Origin of the sequence: Sulfurimonas sp. (assembly GCF_023229105.1) — a bacterium.
Lineage (GTDB): Bacteria > Campylobacterota > Campylobacteria > Campylobacterales > Sulfurimonadaceae > Sulfurimonas.
Genome location: NZ_JALNZY010000029.1, coordinates 1 through 22,080, shown reverse-complemented (window position 1 = coordinate 22,080; position 22,080 = coordinate 1). Strand labels below are relative to the sequence as shown.

The 22,080-nt window shown below is 36.1% G+C and carries 27 protein-coding genes; 23 read left to right on the top strand and 4 right to left on the bottom strand.

The annotated features are described in order from the left end of the window. Positions 1-75 precede the first annotated feature (75 nt). Together M0Q17_RS05600 and M0Q17_RS05595 are read left to right on the top strand one after the other, a co-directional pair. A complete protein-coding gene (locus tag M0Q17_RS05600) occupies positions 76-468 on the top strand; it encodes a transposase (RefSeq protein WP_295084311.1) in 393 nt (130 codons plus the stop codon). 320 nt (positions 469-788) lie between these two features. Next, positions 789-1,208, top strand: coding sequence for a hypothetical protein (locus M0Q17_RS05595; protein WP_295084308.1), 420 nt, complete (start codon positions 789-791; stop codon positions 1,206-1,208). A 177-nt stretch (positions 1,209-1,385) separates the two neighbouring features. On the opposite strand, the gene M0Q17_RS05590 is transcribed toward M0Q17_RS05595, so the two are convergent. From M0Q17_RS05590 to M0Q17_RS05580, 3 genes are all read right to left on the bottom strand, one after another. After that, complete coding sequence (locus tag M0Q17_RS05590) at positions 1,386-2,249, bottom strand: IS3 family transposase (protein WP_295084313.1); 864 nt, start codon at positions 2,247-2,249, stop codon at positions 1,386-1,388. Between the two features lie 11 nt (positions 2,250-2,260). Then, positions 2,261-2,569 carry a transposase gene (locus M0Q17_RS05585; RefSeq protein ID WP_295084306.1) on the bottom strand — a complete coding sequence of 103 codons (309 nt, stop codon included), beginning with the start codon at positions 2,567-2,569 and terminating at the stop codon, positions 2,261-2,263. Positions 2,570-2,642: 73 nt separating this feature from the next. Beyond that, on the bottom strand, positions 2,643-2,870 hold the full coding sequence (locus tag M0Q17_RS05580; protein ID WP_295084304.1) for a hypothetical protein: 228 nt from the start codon (positions 2,868-2,870) through the stop codon (positions 2,643-2,645). Positions 2,871-3,423: 553 nt separating this feature from the next. Between M0Q17_RS05580 and M0Q17_RS05575 the strand changes: the two genes are divergently transcribed. The 5 genes from M0Q17_RS05575 (at position 3,424) to M0Q17_RS05555 (ending at position 7,038) form a co-directional block, all read left to right on the top strand. Continuing rightward, entirely contained in the window at positions 3,424-3,750 is a 327-nt protein-coding gene (locus M0Q17_RS05575) for a transposase (protein ID WP_295084301.1), read from the top strand. Then, positions 3,692-4,177 carry a hypothetical protein gene (locus M0Q17_RS05570; RefSeq protein WP_295084298.1) on the top strand — a complete coding sequence of 162 codons (486 nt, stop codon included), beginning with the start codon at positions 3,692-3,694 and terminating at the stop codon, positions 4,175-4,177. The genes M0Q17_RS05575 and M0Q17_RS05570 overlap by 59 nt, the downstream gene beginning before the upstream one ends. Before the next feature lie 68 nt (positions 4,178-4,245). Next, positions 4,246-5,454 carry a Calx-beta domain-containing protein gene (locus M0Q17_RS05565; protein ID WP_295084295.1) on the top strand — a complete coding sequence of 403 codons (1,209 nt, stop codon included), beginning with the start codon at positions 4,246-4,248 and terminating at the stop codon, positions 5,452-5,454. A gap of 292 nt (positions 5,455-5,746) precedes the next feature. Next, the gene (locus M0Q17_RS05560; protein WP_295084293.1) at positions 5,747-6,631 is read left to right on the top strand and encodes a DnaJ C-terminal domain-containing protein; all 885 of its coding nucleotides are present in this window, start codon (positions 5,747-5,749) and stop codon (positions 6,629-6,631) included. 29 nt (positions 6,632-6,660) lie between these two features. Next, entirely contained in the window at positions 6,661-7,038 is a 378-nt protein-coding gene (locus tag M0Q17_RS05555; RefSeq protein ID WP_295084290.1) for a helix-turn-helix transcriptional regulator, read from the top strand. Between the two features lie 13 nt (positions 7,039-7,051). On the opposite strand, the gene murA is transcribed toward M0Q17_RS05555, so the two are convergent. Continuing rightward, complete coding sequence (gene murA, locus M0Q17_RS05550; RefSeq protein WP_295084287.1) at positions 7,052-8,326, bottom strand: UDP-N-acetylglucosamine 1-carboxyvinyltransferase; 1,275 nt, start codon at positions 8,324-8,326, stop codon at positions 7,052-7,054. Between the two features lie 87 nt (positions 8,327-8,413). Here murA and M0Q17_RS05545 point away from each other — a divergent pair, with 87 nt between their 5' ends. From M0Q17_RS05545 to M0Q17_RS05470, 16 genes are all read left to right on the top strand, one after another. Then, positions 8,414-8,845 (top strand): hypothetical protein, encoded by a 432-nt coding sequence (locus M0Q17_RS05545; protein ID WP_295084284.1) that lies wholly within the window; start codon positions 8,414-8,416, stop codon positions 8,843-8,845. Further along, positions 8,838-9,377 carry a hypothetical protein gene (locus M0Q17_RS05540; RefSeq protein WP_295084281.1) on the top strand — a complete coding sequence of 180 codons (540 nt, stop codon included), beginning with the start codon at positions 8,838-8,840 and terminating at the stop codon, positions 9,375-9,377. The genes M0Q17_RS05545 and M0Q17_RS05540 overlap by 8 nt, the downstream gene beginning before the upstream one ends. Next, positions 9,371-10,084 (top strand): 3'-5' exonuclease, encoded by a 714-nt coding sequence (locus M0Q17_RS05535; protein ID WP_295084278.1) that lies wholly within the window; start codon positions 9,371-9,373, stop codon positions 10,082-10,084. The genes M0Q17_RS05540 and M0Q17_RS05535 overlap by 7 nt, the downstream gene beginning before the upstream one ends. A 47-nt stretch (positions 10,085-10,131) precedes the next feature. Further along, complete coding sequence (locus tag M0Q17_RS05530; protein ID WP_295084276.1) at positions 10,132-10,497, top strand: hypothetical protein; 366 nt, start codon at positions 10,132-10,134, stop codon at positions 10,495-10,497. After that, entirely contained in the window at positions 10,487-11,077 is a 591-nt protein-coding gene (gene rsmD, locus M0Q17_RS05525; protein WP_295084273.1) for a 16S rRNA (guanine(966)-N(2))-methyltransferase RsmD, read from the top strand. Before M0Q17_RS05530 ends, rsmD begins: the two co-directional genes overlap by 11 nt. Positions 11,078-11,123: 46 nt before the next feature. Continuing rightward, a complete protein-coding gene (locus M0Q17_RS05520) occupies positions 11,124-12,167 on the top strand; it encodes a flagellar basal body P-ring protein FlgI (RefSeq protein WP_295084271.1) in 1,044 nt (347 codons plus the stop codon). Further along, positions 12,167-12,466, top strand: a complete 300-nt coding sequence (locus M0Q17_RS05515) for a rod-binding protein (RefSeq protein ID WP_295084268.1) — start codon at positions 12,167-12,169, stop codon at positions 12,464-12,466. The genes M0Q17_RS05520 and M0Q17_RS05515 overlap by 1 nt, the downstream gene beginning before the upstream one ends. Before the next feature lie 145 nt (positions 12,467-12,611). Then, entirely contained in the window at positions 12,612-12,812 is a 201-nt protein-coding gene (locus M0Q17_RS05510; RefSeq protein ID WP_295084266.1) for a flagellar biosynthesis anti-sigma factor FlgM, read from the top strand. Positions 12,813-12,841: 29 nt separating this feature from the next. Then, the gene (locus tag M0Q17_RS05505) at positions 12,842-13,270 is read left to right on the top strand and encodes a hypothetical protein (RefSeq protein ID WP_295084263.1); all 429 of its coding nucleotides are present in this window, start codon (positions 12,842-12,844) and stop codon (positions 13,268-13,270) included. A 1-nt stretch (position 13,271) separates the two neighbouring features. Continuing rightward, positions 13,272-15,155 (top strand): flagellar hook-associated protein FlgK, encoded by a 1,884-nt coding sequence (gene flgK / locus M0Q17_RS05500; RefSeq protein ID WP_295084260.1) that lies wholly within the window; start codon positions 13,272-13,274, stop codon positions 15,153-15,155. Between the two features lie 8 nt (positions 15,156-15,163). After that, entirely contained in the window at positions 15,164-15,961 is a 798-nt protein-coding gene (locus tag M0Q17_RS05495) for an ABC transporter permease (protein ID WP_295084257.1), read from the top strand. Positions 15,962-16,066: 105 nt separating this feature from the next. Next, positions 16,067-16,636, top strand: a complete 570-nt coding sequence (locus M0Q17_RS05490; RefSeq protein ID WP_295084255.1) for an aminodeoxychorismate/anthranilate synthase component II — start codon at positions 16,067-16,069, stop codon at positions 16,634-16,636. 44 nt (positions 16,637-16,680) lie between these two features. After that, entirely contained in the window at positions 16,681-17,826 is a 1,146-nt protein-coding gene (locus M0Q17_RS05485) for a hypothetical protein (protein WP_295084229.1), read from the top strand. A gap of 87 nt (positions 17,827-17,913) precedes the next feature. Further along, complete coding sequence (locus M0Q17_RS05480; RefSeq protein WP_295084226.1) at positions 17,914-19,248, top strand: ATP citrate lyase citrate-binding domain-containing protein; 1,335 nt, start codon at positions 17,914-17,916, stop codon at positions 19,246-19,248. Between the two features lie 9 nt (positions 19,249-19,257). Continuing rightward, entirely contained in the window at positions 19,258-21,072 is a 1,815-nt protein-coding gene (locus tag M0Q17_RS05475; RefSeq protein ID WP_295084224.1) for a citrate/2-methylcitrate synthase, read from the top strand. A 137-nt stretch (positions 21,073-21,209) separates the two neighbouring features. Then, positions 21,210-21,854 carry a type II secretion system protein gene (locus M0Q17_RS05470; RefSeq protein ID WP_295084223.1) on the top strand — a complete coding sequence of 215 codons (645 nt, stop codon included), beginning with the start codon at positions 21,210-21,212 and terminating at the stop codon, positions 21,852-21,854. Positions 21,855-22,080 lie beyond the last annotated feature (226 nt).

Sequence of the window (22,080 nt, the reverse complement as noted above, 5' to 3'; positions counted from 1 at the left end):
CCAAAAAAGGGTGTCAGGCACTCTTTTGAAACTTTTCTTAATTATATATTAATAAATAATGAGCTATAATCCTGTATGCCAAGAAAAGAACGCTACCAAGAACCATGCCATTACCATATTATAAATCGTGGAGTAGAGCGTAGGTCTATACACCTTGAACCAGAAGATTATGAGTTTTTTCTAGATCTCTTGCTAAAAGCCTCTAAAGATTATGAAATCATCATCCATGCTTTCTGTCTTATGACAAATCATTATCATCTTCTTTTAGAAACCAGACAATCAAATCTCTCTAAGGCTATGCAGCACATAAATGACAAATACTCCAAATATTTCAACAAAAAATACACAAGAAGCGGTCACCTCTGGCAAGGTAGATTCAAATCTTACCCACTCTTTGACGATGCCCACTTTTGCAAAAGGGGTGTCAGGCACCTTTTTGATACTTTTCTTAGTTTCAGCTTAACCTGACACTCTCCAACCCAAAAGGGGTGTCAGGCACCATTTGTCACAAAAGGGGTGTCAGGCACCTTTTTGATACTTTTCTTAGTTTCAACTTAACCTGACACTCTCCAACCCAGCCTCACTTTCTCTTACAGAGTCAGTGAGGCTTTTTACATTTTCCCCTACAACACTCAAACCTCCACCACAAAAAAAAGGGTGCCAGACACCATTTTATGCAAAAACTTAGTTTTACCTTAACTAGTAAAAAACAAATCTAACCTCTATCTTACACTCCACCCAACCTCAACAACCAAGACACCAAAAAAAAAAGGGTGTCAGGCACCATTATGGGAACAAATCTTAGTTTTATCTTAACTAGTAAAAAGGGTGCCAGACACCATTTTACCATTTTATGCTTTTTCTTAAACTTTCCTTTAGTTAACATAACGCTACTTCTATCAAGAAATGTCTTTTTTTCTTTCTTTTATTTATCTTCTTTTTTATATTTTTGGTATAATCTTACTATGACATTACAAGAACGAAAAGACAAAGCTGATATTATTGCCAAAGAAGCAGATGTAGTTTATAAAAAGTCTTTTTTACTTTTAGCTGCAAGTGGTGGAGTTGGCGGTTACGCCGTAACTCAATCTGGCTTATTTTCTTTTATGCTATTTGGAGTATTTGGCTTTTTCCTATTGGGTATAGTTATCAATTATTTTGAATTAAACAAACTAAAAAACGAGATTAAGGAATGTAAAAATGGATAATGCAACACTTTTTGTATTTACTATTGTAGCAGCAGTTGCTGTTGGTTATATAGCCCATAAAAATCACTGGAAAATAGCAGATTATTTTTAGCAAGCAGTGAAAATAAAAGGGTGTCAAAAAAGGGTGTCAGTCGCCACTGATCTGTCAACCCTATTTCAGACAAATAATTTAAACTATCACCCAACCATTTCTTTTTGTAACATCATCTCTTCATATTCAACTGGTGACATGTAATTATTTGAAGAGTGTAGCCTCTGTCGATTGTAAAATATTTCTATATATTCAAATATAGCTTCATTAGCCTCAGCTTTTGTTTGAAACTTGACATGATGTGTCAGTTCAGTTTTTAATGAATGGAAAAAACTTTCTGCTACTGCATTATCCCAGCAGTCACCTTTTTTACTCATACTTTGAATGATTCCATGTTCAAGGAGTAAATCTTTATGCTCATAAGATGCGTATTGGCTACCTCTATCGGTGTGCCAAATTAGACCTCGTTCAGGAGATCTGCGTTTGATAGCCATTTTAAGTGCATCGTTTACAAGAGCTACCTTCATATTATCATCCATAGACCAGCCGACAACTTTTCTTGAAAATATATCTATTACAGTAGCTAGATACAACCATCCCTCAGCTGTTGGTATATAAGTTATATCGCCTACATAAACATTATTGACTGATGAGCTGTAGAAGTCACGATTGAGCCTGTTTGGAGCTACTGGATAGTTATGTCTTGAGTCAGTTGTAAGAACTTTAAATCTTCGCTTCATTTTTACAACAAGTTTTAGATACTTCATAATATTACCTATTTTTCTTTTAGAAACTACGGCACCGTATCTTTTAACTAACGCTTCTTTGATTCGTCTTACACCATATGTTTGCCTTGATTGCTCAAAAATCTCTTTGATAAGCTGATTTAATTTCTCATCAACTTTGGTGATTATGCAGCCTGTTTTAATCCAATGATAATAGCTGCTACGATTGAGTTTAAAAATTCTGCACATCAAATCTATATTGAAACTCTTTTTATGTTCGTTTATCCATGCGTACTTTACAGAGTTTCTTTGGCGAAATACGCGGTTGCCTTTTTTAAGATGTCTCGTTCTTGTTTTAAAAGCTTATTCTCTGCTCTTAAGCGTTTAAGTTCTTCATCTGATGTTTCTTTAGGAGTGGCTTTTTGAGGACTTCTTCTATAGTCTGTTTGAATATTATGAACTTTTTTATACTCTTTGATCCAGTTATATAAAGTCTTATCATTAAGACCTAAATCTTTAGCTATCTTTAAAGCTGAATCTTCACTATTTAAAACTAACTGAACTGTTGAGTCTTTAAACTCTCTGGTGTATTTGCTATTTGACATTTTTCCCTCACTTATTATTCGTAATTTTAACTAAGAATAGCTTCTATTCTTTGTCCTAATAAGTGTAGTCAGATCAAAGCTTCTTTAAAAGTTCAGAATAACTCCCTGTTGGCTCATACACAAATATTAAATTATCAAACTCTTTTTTATACAGTTTTTTCAGTTTAGAAGTAAGTTTCTTCAATCCATCTTGTGTGTTATCTATCTCATAGTCTAGTTTAGCTATTGGTATATAAACAGAGATACTCTCCTTAGATACATCTAAGCCTATACTAATATTTAGTAATGTATAATTTTTCACTCTGAACCTCTTAATTACTATTATTTACGAGAGTTCGTTAGGGCAGGATTATCATCCTGTCTGATTATTGCAAAAGCAATATCAGTCCTCTATACACATATCCCAGCCTAGTGATATACGATCTAGTTTCAATAGAGTAACTTTAATATGCCACCCTCAAGCATCTTTTAAAAAAACAAGAAAACCGACCCAGTCGCCACTCGGGATTGTAGTGTAACTATCAAACTGACACACAAGCTAGACTGCTTTAAGTTTAGAACTAAAAAACAACCGCCTTAGGCACAAAACGATATGTCACCCTACAAAATCTCTAGCAGAATTGTAATGTTTTTCTGCTTATTGGAATGATACTAGGCACCTTTTTGATACTTTTCTTAGTTTCAGCTTAACCTGACACTCACAAAGACTGCCCAGCCTCACTACTCATAAGAGTCAGTGAGGCTACTCTTAAAACAGAAACTTAGGGGTGTCAAACTTATCAGGCACGCATCTGAGGCACGCATCTGAAACTTATCTTAATATAATATTAATATAGTCACTGTTATACTCTTACATGCCAAGAAAAGAAAGACTAACCGAACCGGGACTTTACCACATTATTAACCGTGGAGGAGAGAGAAGAGTTATCTATCTTGAGCCTGAAGATTACGAATTTTTTTTAGACCTTTTACTCAAATTTTTAAAAGATTTTGAGATTATTCTCCACTCTTTTTGTCTTATGAGTAACCATTACCATCTTCTATTAGAAACAAAAAACAGCAATATCTCCAAAGCAATCCAGTTTTTAAACGAAAAATACGCTAAGTTTTTCAATAAAAAATATGCCCGTTCAGGACATCTTTGGCAAGGTAGATACAAGTCATACCCTCTCTCTCTATGACGATGCACATTTTTGGATAGTTGCAAAATATATAGAGCGAAACCCCATAAAAGCCCACATAGTAAAACAAGTGGATTTATATAAATATCAGTCGTTTTTTCAATGGAAGTATAAATATAAATATTATGAACTACTCAACAATTCTATGATTTTTGAGATGACCTATGATGAGTACGCGAATTATATCAGCAATGAGATAGACATAGACGCGATAGATATTGTATATAAAGCACCAAAACTAATTACCAAAGATAATAAATTAAAAGTTTTAAAAAAAAGATTAGAGACTTTTTTTGAGAAAGACAGAGATATAAACAGAGATGAAAATATCAAAAATGCCTATTTATATGGATATACAAAGTCTGATATTGCAGAATTTTTAAAAATAAGCCATACAGCAGTAAATAAAATTCTCTTACGCTCTTAAAAAATAATGAAATTCTTATGCTTATTGTTCTACAATTTACATATATATAAAAACAAAGAGTTATTCACATGGTTGTATCCTTAGATTCATACGAAAATCCTATCTACTCTGTTGATGATAGCAGTATCCTAAATGGGGCTGTGAGAGTATCTTCAAACGGTTATTATGGTACAGGAACACTGCTCTATGGAGGAATGGCGATACTGACCTCTGCGCATCTTTTTTTACCTAATAATTTATCGGCAGATGTAACTTTTGAAACATCATCTGGCAGACAAACAATCGCATCCGAGTCTGTAGAAATCATTCCTTACTATGATAGTAACGGTAATAATGATTTAGCTATTGTCTGGCTTGCAGAACCAGCACCTTATGATGCATACCGTTATGAACTATATAGAGATAATGATGAAATAGGAAAACAATTTACCGCCGTTGGGTATGGCGCTACAGGAGTTGGTGCTACAGGAGCGGATACAACAATCACTTCTGATATGTTGCGTCTGCAAACAACAAATAAATTTGAAACAGATGCAGCTACTTTAAAGGATTCGCTGGGAAGCATTATGTATTGGACTCCGCTTGAAGATACTATTTTAGTAGCTGATTTTGATGATGGAACTTATGAGCATGATGCGCTAGGCAATTTAATAGGTGAGATAGACTTAGGAAATGGTAATAGCGAAGGTATGATAGCCCCCGGAGACAGCGGTGGTCCTGCAATAATTGATTCAAAGGTGGCTGGTGTCGCCAGTTACGTTTCTAGTTTGGGCAATTATTATATAGATCCTGATGTAGATACAGAAATAAACAGTAGTTTTGGTGAAGTTGGTTTTTGGCAGAAAGTAAGCTACTATCAACAGTGGATAGACCAAAGTTTGCGTCAAAACTATACTAATACTCCACAAACTTCGCAGGAAGTACAAAAAGAGATAGTTGAAGGTGCCACAGGTGAGATAACTGTTAATTACTTCTTAGTCGAGGTTATAGGCATGAGAGACGACCCAAATGAGTGGTTAAGCGTAAACTACACAACAAGAGACGGTACGGCAACAGCATATCAAGACTATATTCCAACAAGCGGAACACTTGTTCTCTATCCTGATGAAAATTACGCACATATCCCTGTTGAAATTCTAGGAGACAACACTATAGAAGAAGATGAAATCTTTTACCTTGATATTTTTGACCCAATAGGCGCTACCTTTAGTGATAATCAAATAGTTCTTACAGCTCAAAGAACAATTATAAATGATGACGGATATCTATTTGTATGAAAAGAAAAAAGAAACTCTCTTTTATGCGTTGAGTCCACAATGGTGCAAGACTCTAATATGCTCGAAGTAAGGCTTTAACCTCGTAAACTTTTTCGGAAACGAGGTTTCAACCTCGTATTTAGGCAAGGTTAAAACCTTGCTCCCAATTTACAACTCTCCTTGGAAACGAGGTTTCAACTTCGTCAAGATAAGCAAAAGTTTAATTTAAATTATATCACATGAGTTGATTGACATCCACTCAACTCTTGTGATATAATTTTACTTAATAATATAAATTTTAGGAAAAAAAATAATGAGTAAATCTTTATACGAAACATTAGAAGTCTCAGAGAGCGCAAGCGAAGCAGAGATTAAAAAAGCATATAGAAAATTAGCAAGACAGTATCATCCCGATGTCAACAAGGACAAAGGTGCGGAAGAGAAGTTTAAGGAGATAAATGCCGCATACGAAATCTTAAGCGACAAACAGAAAAAATCGCAGTATGACATGCACGGCGACAATATGTTCGGCGGTCAAAATTTTCATGACTTTTCAAAATCTCATGGCGGCGGGCAGAGTGATTTGGATGAGATACTAAGAAGTATGTTCTCAGGCGGAGGTTTTGGTGGTTTTAGCAGCAGAGGCGGTTTTAGCGGAAGCGGCTTTTCACAGCAGCAACAGCAACAACAGATAAATCTCGATATACAAACAAGTGTTACTATACCCTTTAGTGTCTCTATTCTAGGCGGTTCTCACTCTGTTTCTGTAAACGGGGAGAGATTTGACATCAAGATTCCAGCAGGTGTAAAAAGCGGCGAGAAAATGCGTGTAAAAGGAAAAGGACATGCGCAAGGCGGCAGAGCAGGGGATCTTTTTTTAAGTATAAATGTCGCTTCGAATCCAGAATACGAAAGAGTAGATGACGATTTGATTAAAAAGTTTGATGTTCCTCTGTATGCAGCGCTCTTTGGCGAGAAAATATCGATACAGACTTTAGAAAAAGAGATTAAGCTAAAAATTCCGCAAAATACTAAAAACGCTCAAAGATTTCGCGTAAAAGAGATGGGCGCTATGAACCGCAAGACAAAAGAGCGAGGAAATCTCTATCTTGAAGCAAATATAGTTTTGCCAAAAGTTGAGGATTTGGACGAGAAATTGGTAGAATTAATGAAAGAGAAACTACCTAAAGATATATAGGCACGTGAGTGCAAAAAAAGGAGAAAAATATGATACACAAGTATGAAGAGCCTGTTTATTTAATCAGTATTGTTGCGAAAGTTTTGGATATACATCCGCAGACTCTAAGACAGTATGAGAGGGAAAATCTTGTAGCTCCATCGAGATCTAGCGGTCGAATAAGACTCTACTCGCAAAAAGACATAGATAGAATTAAGTTAATTTTGAGACTTACGCGTGAACTTGGCGTAAATCTTGCAGGTGTTGACATAATACTAAGATTAAAAGAAAATGTTGAAACCATGGAGCAAGATATGAAGGAGCTTAAAGAGGAAGTTTTAAAAGCTAAAAACTATCAGGCAGTCTCTAGCGATAAAGCGTTGGTGACTAAAAAAAGTATCTATGAGATGATAATTTTTGAAGATTGATAGTTTATACTAGCTACTCTTTAAATCTTTTTATGTCCGCTCCTACATTTTGCAACTTTTTTTCTAAAGAGTCGTAACCTCTATCTAGATGGTAGATGCGGTGCACATTGGTTGTACCATCTGCTACAAGCCCAGCTAAAACAAGCGCACTTGATGCTCTTAAATCTGTTGCCATAACATCAGTTCCACTTAGTTTTGACCTTCCGTTTACGGTAGCCACATTGCCGTTTAGCGAAATGCTCGCACCCATTCTTTGAAGTTCGCTTACATGCATAAATCTGTTTTCAAAAAGCTTCTCTTCTATGATTGAAGTTCCCTCTGCTTGAGTTGCAAGCGCCAAAAATTGCGCCTGCATGTCGGTAGGAAATGCAGGGTACTCTTGAGTCACTATCTTTACGGGTTTTATGATTTCTGAGGGGTGTATTGTTATCTCGTTTTGAGTTATTGTAAATTTGCTTCCCATCTCTTGGAGTTTTGAGAGTACGGAGCCTAAATGTTTGGCATTTACATTTTTTAATGTGAGTTCTGATCTTGTAATTGCCGCAGCGCAGAGATAAGTTCCCGCCTCAATGCGATCAGGAATAACGCTAAAAGGTTCGATGTGCAGGAGCTGCCCTGCTGTTCCATGGATAGTTAACATAGCAGTTGCAATTCCCTCAATTTTAACACCGTTTGCGTTTAAAATCTCGCAAAGCTGAACGACTTCAGGCTCTCTTGCCGCATTTGTAATGGTTGTTATCCCCTCTGCAAGAGCCGCTGCCATTACTATATTTGCAGTGCCTGTTACGGTTATCTTGTCAAAAATAATCTCACATCCCTTAAGTCCCTCTGGAGCAGTTGCATGTATATAACCCGCTTCTATATTTATAATAGCACCCATCTGCTCAAGCGCTTTTAGATGCAAATCTACAGGTCTTTGTCCTATGGCACATCCACCGGGGAGCGAGACTTCGCAGTGTCCAAATCTTGCTAAAATAGGTCCCAAAACAAGTATGGAAGCACGCATGGTTTTTACTATGTCGTATGTCGCTTTTGTCTGGGTTAGAGTTGATGTATCAACTGTTGTAATATTCTCCTTCTCACTCCATGACGAGGAGCACTCCGCACCTAGATTTGAGAGGAGTTTTAAGAGAGTATTTATATCTGCAACATGCGGAAGATTTTTTATTGTTACACTGTTTTTTGCAAGTATCGTCATAGCTATTAGAGGTAAAGAGGCATTTTTAGCACCGGAAATCTTTATCTGACCATGTAGAGAGTCGGTTTTTTTAATCTGTAAATAATCCATGTTAATCTTTGTTTTTAAAATGGGAGATTATATCTAAAATAGTTTTGCTTTTTGGTATAATCACCTTAAATAAACACAGGAGTAGCGATGAGTAGTTCAGCTTTAGATAGATTAAAAAGCATAACAAATAAAATCTCTAGCTACGAGCGTTCTAGAAAAGAGAATTTAGTTCTGTTGCAAAATCTCTACAACGAACTTGGCATAAATGAAAAAGTTGATGTCTTTAGCGACCTTTTTAATTTTAAAGCCATAAATCTCTCAGGTGCTTCGCTACTTAGCGAGAGTCTAGGCGAAATAAAAAAGGGCAAATATCTTCAAATACTCGCAATTGGATATGATAAAGATGCGGTTATAAAGAGCAAAAATGTCTCCTTAGGCTACTTTGGAAAAGCTCAAAATGTTGATGAGACACTAAAGAAAAAGATAGTAGAGTTCATTATCCGTTTTAGGTTTGAGAAAAGCTTTATGACGCTTGAACACTACTATGAAATGCTAGAATCTTTTAAAATAGATGAGTAGATTTTACATACTTCTTTGGCTTAGATGGGCGGTGCGTCTAACTATAAGCAGTCTCTTTTTTGCCGCTCTTTTTTCATCTTTTGTAACCTTGTATATCTATGTTTTAAGGGGTTTGCCGGAGCTTAGTTTTGAGATAACGGGCGCGCTTTTTGATATTTTTAGATTTTGGTTTCCTCTTTTTTGGTCTTTAACAATTCTACTCGCGCTCTTTAGAGGTTTAAAGTATATTTTTAACAGCTGTATAAACGGTTATGAACTTAAACTTTTAACATGCGAGGGCAGTGATGTTATAGAAGTTATAGGCTATGGGGACCTTGTAAAGGTTTGGCGAAAATGGCTTATGCTGCTTATCTGGTTGGTAGGCTCTGCTATGATTTTAGCGCTTATCTATACAAATCTTTTCACATCATACGACGGAGTGTTTGAGTGGTTTAGTATCTACTGGCTCTATGGTTTTATACTTCTTAGCGGTTACTTCTCTTTCATCATCTTAAGCTCAAAGTGTAAAAAAATAAAGATTGTCACATGTTAATATTTTTGGATTTGGAGACGACGGGCTTAGAAGCGAGTGATAAAATCTGCTCTATTGGCATCATCGGAGTTAAAGGGAGTGAAGTTAGTTCAATATATGAACTTGTTAACGAAGGCAAAAAGATTCCTGCAAAAGCTTCAAGCATAAATCATATTACAAACGAGATGATTAAGGATAAACTACCGTTTAAACAGAGCAGGGCATGGAAGTTTCTAGATGAAAATAACCAAGAAGATGCGACTCTAATCGTTCACAATATAAACTTTGACCTTAGGATGCTTCAAGCTTTAGGATTTATATGGCAAGGCAAAACTATTGACACGCTCAGAGTCACAAAACACCTTATCCCAGAGTGCGAACACTTCTCCTTGCAGTTTTTGAGATATGAGCTAAAACTCTATAAACAGGAGCAAAAAGAGGCACTCAAATATGCTCTGCATGAGGGAGTTTTAGTACCGCATAATGCGCTTAGTGATGCTCTTCACGTAAAGATGCTGTATGAGTATCTACTAGAGATAAAAGAGCATGAGATGTTAGTTGAGTTAAGTCAGAAAAACGTACTTATACAGAAGTTTGAGTTTGGAAAATATAGCGGGCGTTTCATAGAGGAGATAAGCATGTGCGACAGAGGTTATCTGGAGTGGATGCTTTTAAATATTACCCATTTGGATGAAGATTTGCGATATAGCATAGAGAGATATTTATAGAAAATGTTATACTTTCGCAATAAATTTTTTGGATTTAAGGATTGTTTTTGAGAGTAGCTGTTGAATGCAAATCACCGTTGATGCAAAAATCATTAGAACTTTTTTTGGGCAAGAACCTTAGCTCGGCGAAAAATTGCGAAATTCTTGTTAGAGATGTGAAGAGTTTTGACGATGAGAGATGTTTTTATATCTCAAGCGATAAAGATGCAGATTTACTTAAACCTTTTTCAAAATCTCAACTTATTTTGGCGTTGGAAAAAAGATACAAAAGTATGAACAAAACAAAAATCAAAGAGGAGCTTTTTGAGGAGGAGTTACTTGATTTTGATATTTTGCAAAAGCGCATCGAATCGTTAACGCTGGAGTATCAGACAAATATCTTAAAGGTGGTTCGGGCATTTTATGAAAAGTAGAGCAATAACCAAAAAGATAATCTCAGGAAAATTTAAAAACAAAACTTTAAAACTCCCCTCAAAAACAACTACAAGAAGCTCAAAAGCGATAGTGCTTGAGTCCTTTTTTAATACTTTGCAGTTTGAGATAATAGACTCTATTTTTGTAGAACTTTTCTCAGGAAGCGGCTCTATCGGTCTTGAAGCACTTAGTCGCGGGGCAAAAAAAATTATATTTATGGAACGCGATCGTGAAGCACTGAAGATTTTAAAAGAGAACATCGCTCAAACTGACCCCTCTTTATGCGAAATACACAGCGGCGATACCTTTTCAAATATTGCAAGTGTCGTAAAATCACTACAGAAAAAAAATGAGCAGGCATATTTTTACATAGATCCACCCTTTAACATAAGAGAGGGGATGGAAGATATCTATGACAAAACCATCTCCTTGATAGCCTTTTTGCCGAGCGAGTGTGTAAAACTTATAATAATCGAGCACATGAGTACGCTAGAGATTCCTCAACAAATCGGCGTATATAAGATAAAAAAATCTAAAAAATTTGGAAATACCTCTCTAACATACCTTCAAAGTGAATAAAGTGGAATAAACATTGCTTCAATATTATTATATTGAAGGATTAGCGATGAAAACGATTATTTTATTTTTACTAGCTCTTAGTGTTGTTTATGCCGCTAAAATAAGCGATGTCGCAAATATTGTGGGGGTTAGAGACAACCATCTTATAGGCTACTCTCTTGTTGTAGGTCTGAAAAAAACCGGTGATGGCACAACTTCAAAATTTACGCTCCAATCAATAGCAAACATGTTAAAAGCTATGAATATTGATATGAACTCCATAGATATAAAGTCAAAAAACGTGGCAGCGGTGGTAGTTACTGCTGAACTTGCTCCTTTTGCAAGACAGGGCGACAAGATAGATATAACAGTCTCCTCAATCGGTGATGCAAAATCATTGGAGGGCGGAACGCTTCTTATGACTCCTTTAAAAGGGGTTGATGGCAAGATATATGCATTGGCTCAAGGGGCTATGAGTATAGGCGGTAGAAATGAAAAAGGCGTAAGCGAATCTCATCCGACGGCAGGTTTGATTTATAACGGCGGTTTGGTTGAGAGAGAGATTAGCATTGACCTTTATAACCAAGAGTTTGTAACGCTCTCGCTTAAAGATGATAACTTTCAAAACAGTGTAACAATCCAAAAAACTTTAAATGAAGCCTACAGCACTCAAGTTGCCGTGGCTATGGATTCAAGAACCATCAAACTAAAAAGACCGCAAAACAAGAGTATGGTGGAGTTTTTAGCGGAGGTTCAAGAGATAGATATGGACTACAATGTAAAAGATAGAATCGTAATAAATGAGAGAACAGGAACCATAATCTCGGGAGTCGGCATAGAGATAAAACCTATTGTCATGACACATGGTGATATAACTATCAAAATCACGGAGCAGGATGCTTTGAGCAAGCCTGCAGGCTCGCTAAGCGTAGATGAGAACATGGTAATAGGACTTAATGAAAACGAGTTATATACAAAAACGGGAAGCACGACGGTTGCAAATTTGGTTCGCTCCTTACAAAAACTCGGAGCTACTCCAAAAGATATCATCTCAATCCTAGAAGCTATCAAGAGCGCAGGCGGCATATCGGCTGAGCTAAAGCTAATATAATGAACGGAGCAGACATGATGAATATAGACACACTCTTTATCTCACAGCAGCATCAGCTTCCTAAGATTGATGCAAAAGCAGATGATGCAAAATTGAGAGAGCAGACTGATGCTTTTGAGTCTGTTATCTTAAAGATGTTGATGGACAATGCTATGAAAGATGAGAAAAATCTTTTTTCACAAGCAAATGACCCGGGGGATAAGATATATAAATCCATGTATAGGGAGGAGCTTGCAAAGGCGAGTGCAGGAGGATTTGGATTTTCCCAAATGCTTTATGATTTTTTGAGCCAAAAGTAGCAAATGCGGTTTTGCGAAGCAAAAACTTTCTTTAGAAAAGCATTAAGCTTTCTAAAAAAAAGCACTAAAAGAGCTAATATTTTATCTCATTTTGCCGATATAGTTGAAGATAATTATATTTACATGAAGATAAAAAGGATATGACATGATTTCAAAAATCAATCAAGCGGGTGTTTATGCAAACAGTTTTGAGCAGAGCAAGGAAGTTTCTAAAAAGGCTATGACAACTATTTCACAACAAGGTGATAAAAGTAAGGTCGAGCAGATAAAAGAAGCTCTTGCATCTGGCGAATATAAAGTAAATCTACAAGCTCTTTCAGAGAAAATAGCTGAAGAGTTGATGTAGGTTTTAATCAAGATATTAAGGATTATGCCATGTTGTCTTATCATTTAAAAAGCGCTATAGGCGATTTAAGAGATTTAATAAAAATTACAGAGTCTGATATAGAAGACATTCAAGTGGCAAGTCATGATCCACAATTTGATAGATTAAAACTAAAAGAGGAGAAGCTAAAAAGCTTTGAATCAAAAAAAGCGATGATAGATTATGAAATCTCTACTCTTATACGCTTAAATCCCCAGACAAATTTGCCTGAACTTTTAAATGCAGAGCAACATGCAATGCTTAGTGAGTTAAAGGTTGAACTATCAACTCTGCATGCTACAAATAAACGTTATGCAAAGTTGGTGTTGGCAGTTAGCAATCTTTACAATACTTTTTTAGAGAATATAATCCCCACAGAGATGCAAGGCTATAATAAAGTTGCTTCAAAAGAGTCAACTATATTGAAAGTGAGAGCATAAAATGTCATCTATTTTCAATACCTTAAGCATTGGCTACAGTGGGCTCTCGGCAGCGCAAGTCGGGGTAAATACTACCAGTCATAACATAACAAATGCAGAGAGTGAAGGGTATACACGACAAAGGGTTGTTCAAGTTGCAGCTATTCCGCTTAGTTCATCTGAGGGGAGTATCGGCAACGGTACAAAAGTCTTGGATATCTCCAGAATATTTGATAACTTTGTTTATGATAGATACACCGGAATCTCCTCAGATAAAGAGTATTCCGACTTTACCAAAACTACGCTTGAAGAGCTTTCTACATATTTTCCTGAGATTGATAATGTGGGGATAAAGTCTGATTTGAAAGAGTATTATAATATGTGGCAGACATTTGCCGACAACCCTGATAATGATGCTATAAAATTAGCACTGTCAAAGCAGACTGAAACACTCTCAAACAGCATAACTAGTGTTCAAAGTAAAATTTTAAATCTTCAGTCAACTATTAATGAACAACTATTTGTTAATGTAAAAGAGGTCAATACATTAGCCGAAGAGTTAGCAAATATAAATAAATCAATCGAGATAGCAGAAGCGGGTGGCGGATATACTGCAAACGACCTAAGAGACAAAAGAGGCTCAATTGAGCTTAGTCTAGCTAAACTCATCGGCGCAGAGTCGCATACAGGCATAATAAAGTCAAATGATTTAGTGCATAGTTCTTCAAATGAGGGCTATGGCAGTTACACATTAAGCGTAAATGGGTTTAATATAGTTGATGGAGGCTCTTTTCACCCAATCCATATATCTAGTGATAACAATCCAAACGGCTTTTATGAACTCTCGTACGAGAGACAAGATGGTGTGCTGATTCCGATGAATGAGAGCATTCAAGGCGGCAGAGTAGGTGCTATTTTAGATCTAAGAGGAGATAAAAGAAGCAATGATATGTCTGGTTCTGCTACTAACGGTGTATTACAAAAAGTAGTGGATCAGATGGATGTTTTTGCTAGCACACTTATAGAATCTACAAACAATCTTTATGCATCTAGTGCTACAACTAAGATGGAGTCCAACACACTTAGTATCAAAAATACTCAATCCTTGGCAAACTCATCTCTTAATATTAAAGAGGGTTCCTTTGATGTCGTTTTATATGATATTGATGGGAATATTACGGCAAGAAGAGCTATTAATATAAACAGCAACACGGTTATGGTAGGAGCAGCAGGTTCTAACTCAATAGAGGGACAGCTAAAAGCACAAGGTGATGACAACAACGATGGAAATGCAAACAACGATATAGATGACTTTATACAATTTAACTGGGCAACATATCCAGATGGCAGTAATGCGGTTGAGTTTGTTATGGATTCAACTTATGCGGCAAAAGGCTACGCTTTTGCAATCGAAGATAATTTAAAGAATGAGAATTTTGATTCAGGTTCAAATTTTGCAGGCGCTCTTGGATTAAATAGATTTTTTGACGGAAGTAGTGCTAGTGATATAGGACTTAGTTTTAAGCTAAAAGATAGTCCTACAGATATAGCAGCAGGCAGGTCATCTGTTACGGGAGACAATAACCTCTCTTTAGATATTATTCAACAGCAGTTTGAAACATATGATTTTAAATTAGGAAATACCACATATAACTCTACCATTTATGGAATGTTTGACGTTATCGCAACTGAAGTCGGGGTGTCAACCAATCAGGCAGTTTTAAACAACCAAACGATAACGGCGCAGTTCAATGCAGTAGAATTAGAATACTCTTCTATCTCAAAAGTTAGTATAGACGAAGAGTTGACAAATCTTATAAAGTACCAAACAGCGTATGGTGCCGCTTCAAAGATTATTACCACGGTAGATCAGATGATGCAGACACTTCTTGGAATAAAACAGTAACGCAAGAGATGCCGAAGTTTAGTATATTTGTACTTCTGTTTGTTTTTGTATTCTCTTTTTTTGGTTTTGCTTTTTACTCCATAGATGCTTATTCACTAAATAGCGCTGCTATTTTAGTTGCTCCCTGTTCAGAGCATCTCTTAGGTACGGACAGGCTAGGCAGAGATATCTTGGCACGGCTTATAGAGGGCGGAAAGATTTCCCTTATCATCGGGGTCGGCAGCGCTCTTATTGCTTCTGTAATAGGTCTGATTTTAGGTTCTATGGCAGGATATTTTCGTGGAACTATCGACAAAGGTTTTGTTGTTTTAGTTGATTTGTTTTTGACCTTTCCTACATTTTTTCTTCTTTTGGCGCTTGTGAGTTATGTTAACGCATCAGCATGGGTTTTGATTGTAATTATATCTATAACAGGCTGGATGACAACAGCAAGGCTAATCCGTTCAGAGAGCTTTAGCATAACGTCTCAACCATATATAAAAATATTAAATATAGCAAAAGTAAGCAAAAGTAAGATACTTCTCAAATACTACGCGCCGCTTCTAGCACCCATCTACTTTGTTAGTTTTACATTTGGAGTGGGCGGTGCGATTTTAGCAGAGTCCGGACTTAGCTTTTTAGGTCTTGGAATAGTCGCACCGCAAATGAGCTGGGGAACCATACTTAGCAGCGGAAAAGATGTCGTAGAGATAGCATGGTGGGTTAGCTTCTTCCCAGGTCTTATGATATTTTTGGTTACATTCTCTCTTATAAACATCTCAAATTATCTTCAACAACTGACAAATAAAAAGCAGATACAAAACTAAAGAAGAGAAGGTTTTAGTAAAGGAGTTTATTTAAAAACAATCCAATACTAGTTATAATTCTAAATAAAAAATTTTGAAAATTTATGAGATTATTAGGAAATAAAAATGATTTTAATGATTGATAATTATGATAGTTTTACTTACAACATAGTTCAGTATTGCAAAGAGTTGGGGGCTAATCTTAAGATTATTAGAAATGATGAGTTGAGTGTTGAGGAGATAATAGCCCTAAAGCCTGAAAAGATCATCATCTCTCCTGGTCCTGCAACTCCTGATGATGCAGGTGTTACGCTTCAAGTGATAGCGCATTTTAAAGATAAAGTTCCTATTTTAGGCATCTGTCTTGGTCATCAAAGTATTGCACAAGCATTTGGAGCAAAAGTTGTTCGTGCCAAAAATATGATGCATGGCAAAACTTCTACCATTAGGCATAATAAAGAGTGTGAAATCTTCAAAGATATTCCCTCAGAGTTTATTGCAACAAGATATCATTCGTTGATTGTGGATAAAAAATCGCTTCCTGATGAGGTTGAACCGATGGCATATAGCATCGATGACAACGAGATAATGGCGCTTAAAATAAAAAACAAAGAGATTTATGGTGTTCAGTTTCATCCAGAATCAATTATGAGTCAATACGGACATGAGATGATTGAGAATTTTTTAAAGATATGAATATGAGGAACATCTTTTTCTTCATTATAGGATTAGATGCGCTGTTGCTTACATTGCAAATTAGTGAACTTTCCATTTCCTATAATGAAGCAGAGATTTTAAATGGGGATTTTTCATTTTTACAGCTTTTTATAAATAGTTCAATACTGTTTTTTGGGCAGAATGATTTTGCCCTGCGGCTTCCTATGATACTTCTTCATCTTTTAAGCGCAATGCTATTTTATAAAATATCCCAAAACTATGTGAAAATCCAAAGAAACAGAATTTGGCTGCTAATAGTTTTTATTCTTCTGCCAGGAGTAATAAGTTCGGCGGTAATTGTAAACAGTGCGGGCTTGATTTTGTTTGGCTTGCTTTTGTTTGTATATATTTATGAAAACTATTCTATAAAGTACAGCTATATTTTACTTCTTTTTTACATGCTTATTGAGAGTGGTTTTGTTGCTCTTTTTATGTCACTTATAATATTTTCGCTCTATAAAAAAAATATAAAGTTTCTTCTGTTTAATCTTGCGATGTTTTTATCATCGCTTTTTATCTACGGAATCGACACTCACGGCTCTCCAAAAGGTTATTTTCTTGATTCAATAGGAATATATGCTGCAATTTTTTCTCCGATTATATTTGTATATCTTTTTTATGTGCTCTACCGAAGATATTTAACCAAAGATTTTGATTTACTTTGGTTTATCTCAACCGTAGCACTTTTGTTCTCGCTTCTGCTCTCATTTAGACAACGTGTTGCCCTTGAGTATTTTGCGCCATACGTTATACTCTCGCTTTTTTTGGTGGCACAAACTTTTGAACACTCATACAGAGTTCGTTTGAGTATGTTTAGAAAAAAATATAAATGGGCATTTATAGTATCGCTTGCACTGTTGTTGCTAAACTCTTCTGCGGTCTTTTTTAATAAATATCTCTATAGTGTAGTAGGGGAACCAAAAAAACATTTTTCCTATAAAATACATGTTGCAAAGGAGTTGGCGCAAGAGTTAAAAAGTAGAGGGATAGAGTGTGTAAAGACGGATGCAAAGATGTCTGGCAGGCTAGAATTTTATGGTGTAACGAAATGCAACAATTATTTGCTTGAAGAAATCTCTGCTAATTCTACAAAACCCAGCAATGTAACGATAAGTTACAAAAATAGGATTGTTTACTCTGCTAATGTTACAAATATAAACACAAATTAAATCTATTCCTTACTTAGTCTTTATAAGTACCCTCAGATTGCTTTACATGTGATAATATTTCATAAATATTAAAAACAGGGAGTTGCAATGGCTCAAAAAGCGATTAGAGAATTTGACGCAAAGTCAATTTTGGCTAAGCATTGGGATAAGTATTTTCCAGGTTTTACTTATGCATATGAAACAGTTATGGTTCAAAACGGAACAGAACTTAAAAAAGCTGCAAAAGAAAAAACATGGTTAAAAGAAAAAACATTAGTTGCTAAACCAGATATGCTATTTGGTAAAAGAGGAAAAAATGGTTTAGTTTTATTTAAAGACGCTAAACCAGGTGATGTATCTTTAGCAAAAGCGACATCATGGATTGATGAAAAATCTTCTCAAAAACAATCTGTATATTTTTCATTTGAGGGCGATACTCCAACCGGCGAAGCAAAAGTAGATATGCTTACTTATTTTATCGTTGAACCATTTACGCCACACTCTCAAGAAGAGGAGTATTACATCTCTGCTACATGCGTAGGAGATGATGATGTTCTTTATATGTCGGCAGAAGGCGGCATGGAAGTTGAAGAGAACTGGGATAAAGTTGTAGAGGTTGCATTTCCAATTACGGCAACAGAAGAAGAAATAGCAGCAAAAATCAAAAAAAATATTCCAAAAGATGTTGCAAAGAACGACAAAGAGGCATTCGCCGAGTTTGCGATAGGCTTTTTCAAAGCTTACAGAGAGTTAAATTTTGCATATTTAGAAATAAACCCGTTTGTTCTACAAGGCAAAAGAGTTGAACTCTTAGATATGGTTGCAAAACTTGATGATACTGCCGGATTTATGATGAGAGAGCAGTGGGGCGAGGTTGAGTATCCTACTTCTTTTGGTATGGAAGAGAAATCTCCTGAAGTTTTAGCTATTGAAGATGCAGACAGCAAATCAGGTGCTTCATTGAAGTTGACTATTCTTAAGCCTGATGCTAGAATCTGGACTATGGTTGCAGGCGGCGGCGCTTCTGTTGTTTATGCTGATACTATTGCTGATTTAGCCGGCATAGAAGACCTTGCTAACTATGGCGAGTATTCAGGCGGACCGACCACAGGAGAGACAAAGTTTTATGCGGAGACTATCTTAGATCTTATGACAAGAAGCAAAGATGCTAAAGGCAGAGATAAGGTTCTTATCATCGGTGGAGCTATTGCAAACTTTACGGATGTTGCAAAAACATTTACGGGAATCATTCAAGCATTTGATAACTACGCTGATAAAATGAAAAAAGTCGGTATAAAAATTTATGTAAGACGCGGCGGACCAAACTATGAAAAAGGTTTAAAAGACATTAAAGAAGCCGCTGATAGACTTGGTCTTTATATAGAAGTTTATGGACCTGAAACACATGTTACCGACATTGTGCGTATGGCACTAGCAAAGTAAGGAAAAGAGATGGCACAATTATATACTAAAGACACACAAGCAATTTTTTGGAATAACAACTCAAGCGCTATTCAAAGAATGCTTGATTATGACTATACGATAAAAAGAAAAAAACCATCTGTTGCGGGCATTGTTGCTCCTACTAGTAGCTCTAAATTTGAGAAGTTTTTCTATGGTTCGGAAGAGATTATGATTCCCCTCTATAAAAATACTACAGAAGCTAAAGCTGCTCAGCCTCAGGCTGATGTGCTTTTAAACTTTGCATCTTTTAGAACGGCTTATGATGTTACTATGGAAGCACTTGAGCTTGGTGGTTTTAAATCTATCATGGTAACGGCTGAGGGTATTCCTGAGAGATTAGCACGTAAAATGAACGCAACAGCAAGAGCGAAAAAGGTAACTATTATAGGACCTGCTACCGTTGGCGCAATAGCACCGGGAGCTTTTAAAATAGCAAATATCGGCGGAACAATTGAAAATATCGTTCAGTCTAAACTTCATCGTGCAGGTTCATGCGGACTTGTAACTCGTTCAGGCGGTTTGTTTAATGAGCTCTCAAACATCATCGCTATAAATGCTGATGGTATCGCTGAGGGTGTTGCTATCGGCGGAGACAGATTTGTAGGTTCAGTATTTATCGACAATCTTTTAAGAATGGAAGCAAACCCTGCAGTAAAATATATGTTACTTTTAGGCGAAGTAGGCGGAACTGAAGAGTATAAAGTCATAGAAGCCGTAAAAAGCGGAAAAATCAAAAAGCCTATTATTGCGTGGTGTATCGGAACGATTGCTAAATATTATGATAGCGGCGTACAATTCGGTCATGCAGGCGCATCTGCAAATGGCGACATGGAAACAGCTGAGGCTAAAAACAAAGCAATGCAAGAAGTAGGTATTCATGTCCCAGCATCATTTAATGATTTACCAGAGATAATCAGCGCAGTTTACCATGAACTTCATGCTGAGGGAATTATAAAAGATATACAAGAACCTTCAATTAATGTTTGCCCAAGCGTTAGAAAGTCAAAGCAGTTTATCTGTACAATTTCTGATGACAGAGGCGATGAGGCACACTACTGTGGCTATCCAATAAGTTCAGTTGCAACGCCTGATACCGGTTTTACAATTGGTGATGTCATGAGTATCCTTTGGTTTAAGAAGCGATATCCAAGATGGGCAGTCGATTTTTTAGAAACTGTTCTTAAAACAGTAGCTGACCATGGTCCAGCAGTCTCTGGTGCTCATAATGCTAAAGTTACAGCACGCGCAGGAAAAGATGTAATAAGCTCACTAATCTCAGGATTATTAACAATTGGTCCTCGTTTCGGTGGAGCAATTGATGGTGCTGCAAAATATTTTAAATATGCAAAAGATAACAATCTTACTCCGGCGGAGTTTTTAAATCATATGAAAAAAGAGGGAGTTCCGATTCCAGGCATCGGACATAGAATCAAGTCTCTTAAAAATCCAGACTTGCGTGTTGAGGGATTGAAGAAATTTGCCGCTGCAAATTTCCCATCTACTCCACTACTTGATTATGCTCTGACTGTTGAGCAGTTAACAACATCTAAAAAAGAGAATTTAATCCTAAATGTTGATGGAACAATCGGTATTTTAATGGTTGACATGTGGAGAGCTTTAGGTTATAAAGATGAAGAGATAGATGTGTTTATAGATGCAGGCGCTCTTAATGCATTTTTCATTTTAGGTAGAAGTATTGGTTTTATTGGACATATTCTTGATGAAAAACGTCTTGCAATGCCAATGTACAGACATCCAATGGATGATATTCTTTACGACGTTCAGTTAGCAGAACAAATATAAATCTGTTTTTCTAAACTCAAGGAGAGCGTCCTCCTTGAGTATTTTACCACTTCCCATAATTTATTTCTATTCAACAATTTTTCATTTTTACATAGTTTTTGATATACTTGCTAGCAAATATATTTTATTGGATTAGTATGAAAAAAGCATTTACCATGATGGAGCTAGTGTTTGTAATTGTTGTAATAGGGATTTTAGCCGCAGTAATAATCCCAAGAGTAGGGTCAAATAAATTAAATGAAGCCGCTTTGCAAGTTATCGCTCACATAAGATATACACAGCATCTAGCGATGGTGGATGATAAGTTTGGTCAAAATACTAATGCTACTGTTGATTGGTATAAGAAAAGATGGCAGATTCAGTTCAATGAAACTCTTGAGGGTAAAAATGTGTGGGCATATACAATTTATAGGGATGAAACAACAAGTGGTAATGCTAATAGTAAAAAAGAAATAGCAAAAAATCCTCAAAATCCAAATCAGTATATGAGTGGAGGTGCTGCAGGTTTTATTAATCTAGATGATATAAAAAGAAATAAAAAAATGGCATTAAGAGAAACATATGATGTAACTGATGTTTCTTTTTCAAATTGTGGCTCAACAGCAAGGCGCATTACATTTGATCATTTAGGTCGACCACTCTTTGGTAACCCTAGCACTGCAAATAGCATATATGAAAGAGTGATAGTAAATAAAAATTGCACTATTAGATTGACGCATTCAAATGGAAAGACAGCAGACATAGCAATAGAGCCAGAAACAGGCTACACACATATACTATAAAATGGCTAGTTAAAAGCTAACTATTTTTAGCAAAAATCTACAAAGCAAAAACTTATCAAAAACTCTCTCACAGATTAAGAAACTATTAAGCAATACCTCCCTATAATTCCCCTCCACAAACAAAGGGACCTTGTAAAAGAGGAGTAGAGAGACTTCGAGTTGAAGCTTTTGAAATTGTTTGAGATCATTGAAAACTAAGCAAGTAAATAGACTGATATAACTATAC

Excerpts from the sequence above, each read along its gene's own strand:
- M0Q17_RS05600 (WP_295084311.1), top strand. The coding sequence starts at position 76 with ATGCCAAGAAAAGAACGCTACCAAGAACCATGCCATTACCATATTATA.
- M0Q17_RS05595 (WP_295084308.1), top strand. The coding sequence starts at position 789 with ATGGGAACAAATCTTAGTTTTATCTTAACTAGTAAAAAGGGTGCCAGA.
- M0Q17_RS05585 (WP_295084306.1), bottom strand. The coding sequence starts at position 2,569 with ATGTCAAATAGCAAATACACCAGAGAGTTTAAAGACTCAACAGTTCAG.
- M0Q17_RS05575 (WP_295084301.1), top strand. The coding sequence starts at position 3,424 with ATGCCAAGAAAAGAAAGACTAACCGAACCGGGACTTTACCACATTATT.
- M0Q17_RS05570 (WP_295084298.1), top strand. The coding sequence starts at position 3,692 with ATGCCCGTTCAGGACATCTTTGGCAAGGTAGATACAAGTCATACCCTC.
- M0Q17_RS05565 (WP_295084295.1), top strand. The coding sequence starts at position 4,246 with ATGGTTGTATCCTTAGATTCATACGAAAATCCTATCTACTCTGTTGAT.
- M0Q17_RS05560 (WP_295084293.1), top strand. The coding sequence starts at position 5,747 with ATGAGTAAATCTTTATACGAAACATTAGAAGTCTCAGAGAGCGCAAGC.
- M0Q17_RS05555 (WP_295084290.1), top strand. The coding sequence starts at position 6,661 with ATGATACACAAGTATGAAGAGCCTGTTTATTTAATCAGTATTGTTGCG.
- murA (WP_295084287.1), bottom strand. The coding sequence starts at position 8,326 with ATGGATTATTTACAGATTAAAAAAACCGACTCTCTACATGGTCAGATA.
- M0Q17_RS05545 (WP_295084284.1), top strand. The coding sequence starts at position 8,414 with ATGAGTAGTTCAGCTTTAGATAGATTAAAAAGCATAACAAATAAAATC.
- M0Q17_RS05540 (WP_295084281.1), top strand. The coding sequence starts at position 8,838 with ATGAGTAGATTTTACATACTTCTTTGGCTTAGATGGGCGGTGCGTCTA.
- M0Q17_RS05535 (WP_295084278.1), top strand. The coding sequence starts at position 9,371 with ATGTTAATATTTTTGGATTTGGAGACGACGGGCTTAGAAGCGAGTGAT.
- rsmD (WP_295084273.1), top strand. The coding sequence starts at position 10,487 with ATGAAAAGTAGAGCAATAACCAAAAAGATAATCTCAGGAAAATTTAAA.
- M0Q17_RS05520 (WP_295084271.1), top strand. The coding sequence starts at position 11,124 with ATGAAAACGATTATTTTATTTTTACTAGCTCTTAGTGTTGTTTATGCC.
- M0Q17_RS05515 (WP_295084268.1), top strand. The coding sequence starts at position 12,167 with ATGAACGGAGCAGACATGATGAATATAGACACACTCTTTATCTCACAG.
- M0Q17_RS05510 (WP_295084266.1), top strand. The coding sequence starts at position 12,612 with ATGATTTCAAAAATCAATCAAGCGGGTGTTTATGCAAACAGTTTTGAG.
- M0Q17_RS05505 (WP_295084263.1), top strand. The coding sequence starts at position 12,842 with ATGTTGTCTTATCATTTAAAAAGCGCTATAGGCGATTTAAGAGATTTA.
- flgK (WP_295084260.1), top strand. The coding sequence starts at position 13,272 with ATGTCATCTATTTTCAATACCTTAAGCATTGGCTACAGTGGGCTCTCG.
- M0Q17_RS05495 (WP_295084257.1), top strand. The coding sequence starts at position 15,164 with ATGCCGAAGTTTAGTATATTTGTACTTCTGTTTGTTTTTGTATTCTCT.
- M0Q17_RS05490 (WP_295084255.1), top strand. The coding sequence starts at position 16,067 with ATGATTTTAATGATTGATAATTATGATAGTTTTACTTACAACATAGTT.
- M0Q17_RS05480 (WP_295084226.1), top strand. The coding sequence starts at position 17,914 with ATGGCTCAAAAAGCGATTAGAGAATTTGACGCAAAGTCAATTTTGGCT.
- M0Q17_RS05475 (WP_295084224.1), top strand. The coding sequence starts at position 19,258 with ATGGCACAATTATATACTAAAGACACACAAGCAATTTTTTGGAATAAC.
- M0Q17_RS05470 (WP_295084223.1), top strand. The coding sequence starts at position 21,210 with ATGAAAAAAGCATTTACCATGATGGAGCTAGTGTTTGTAATTGTTGTA.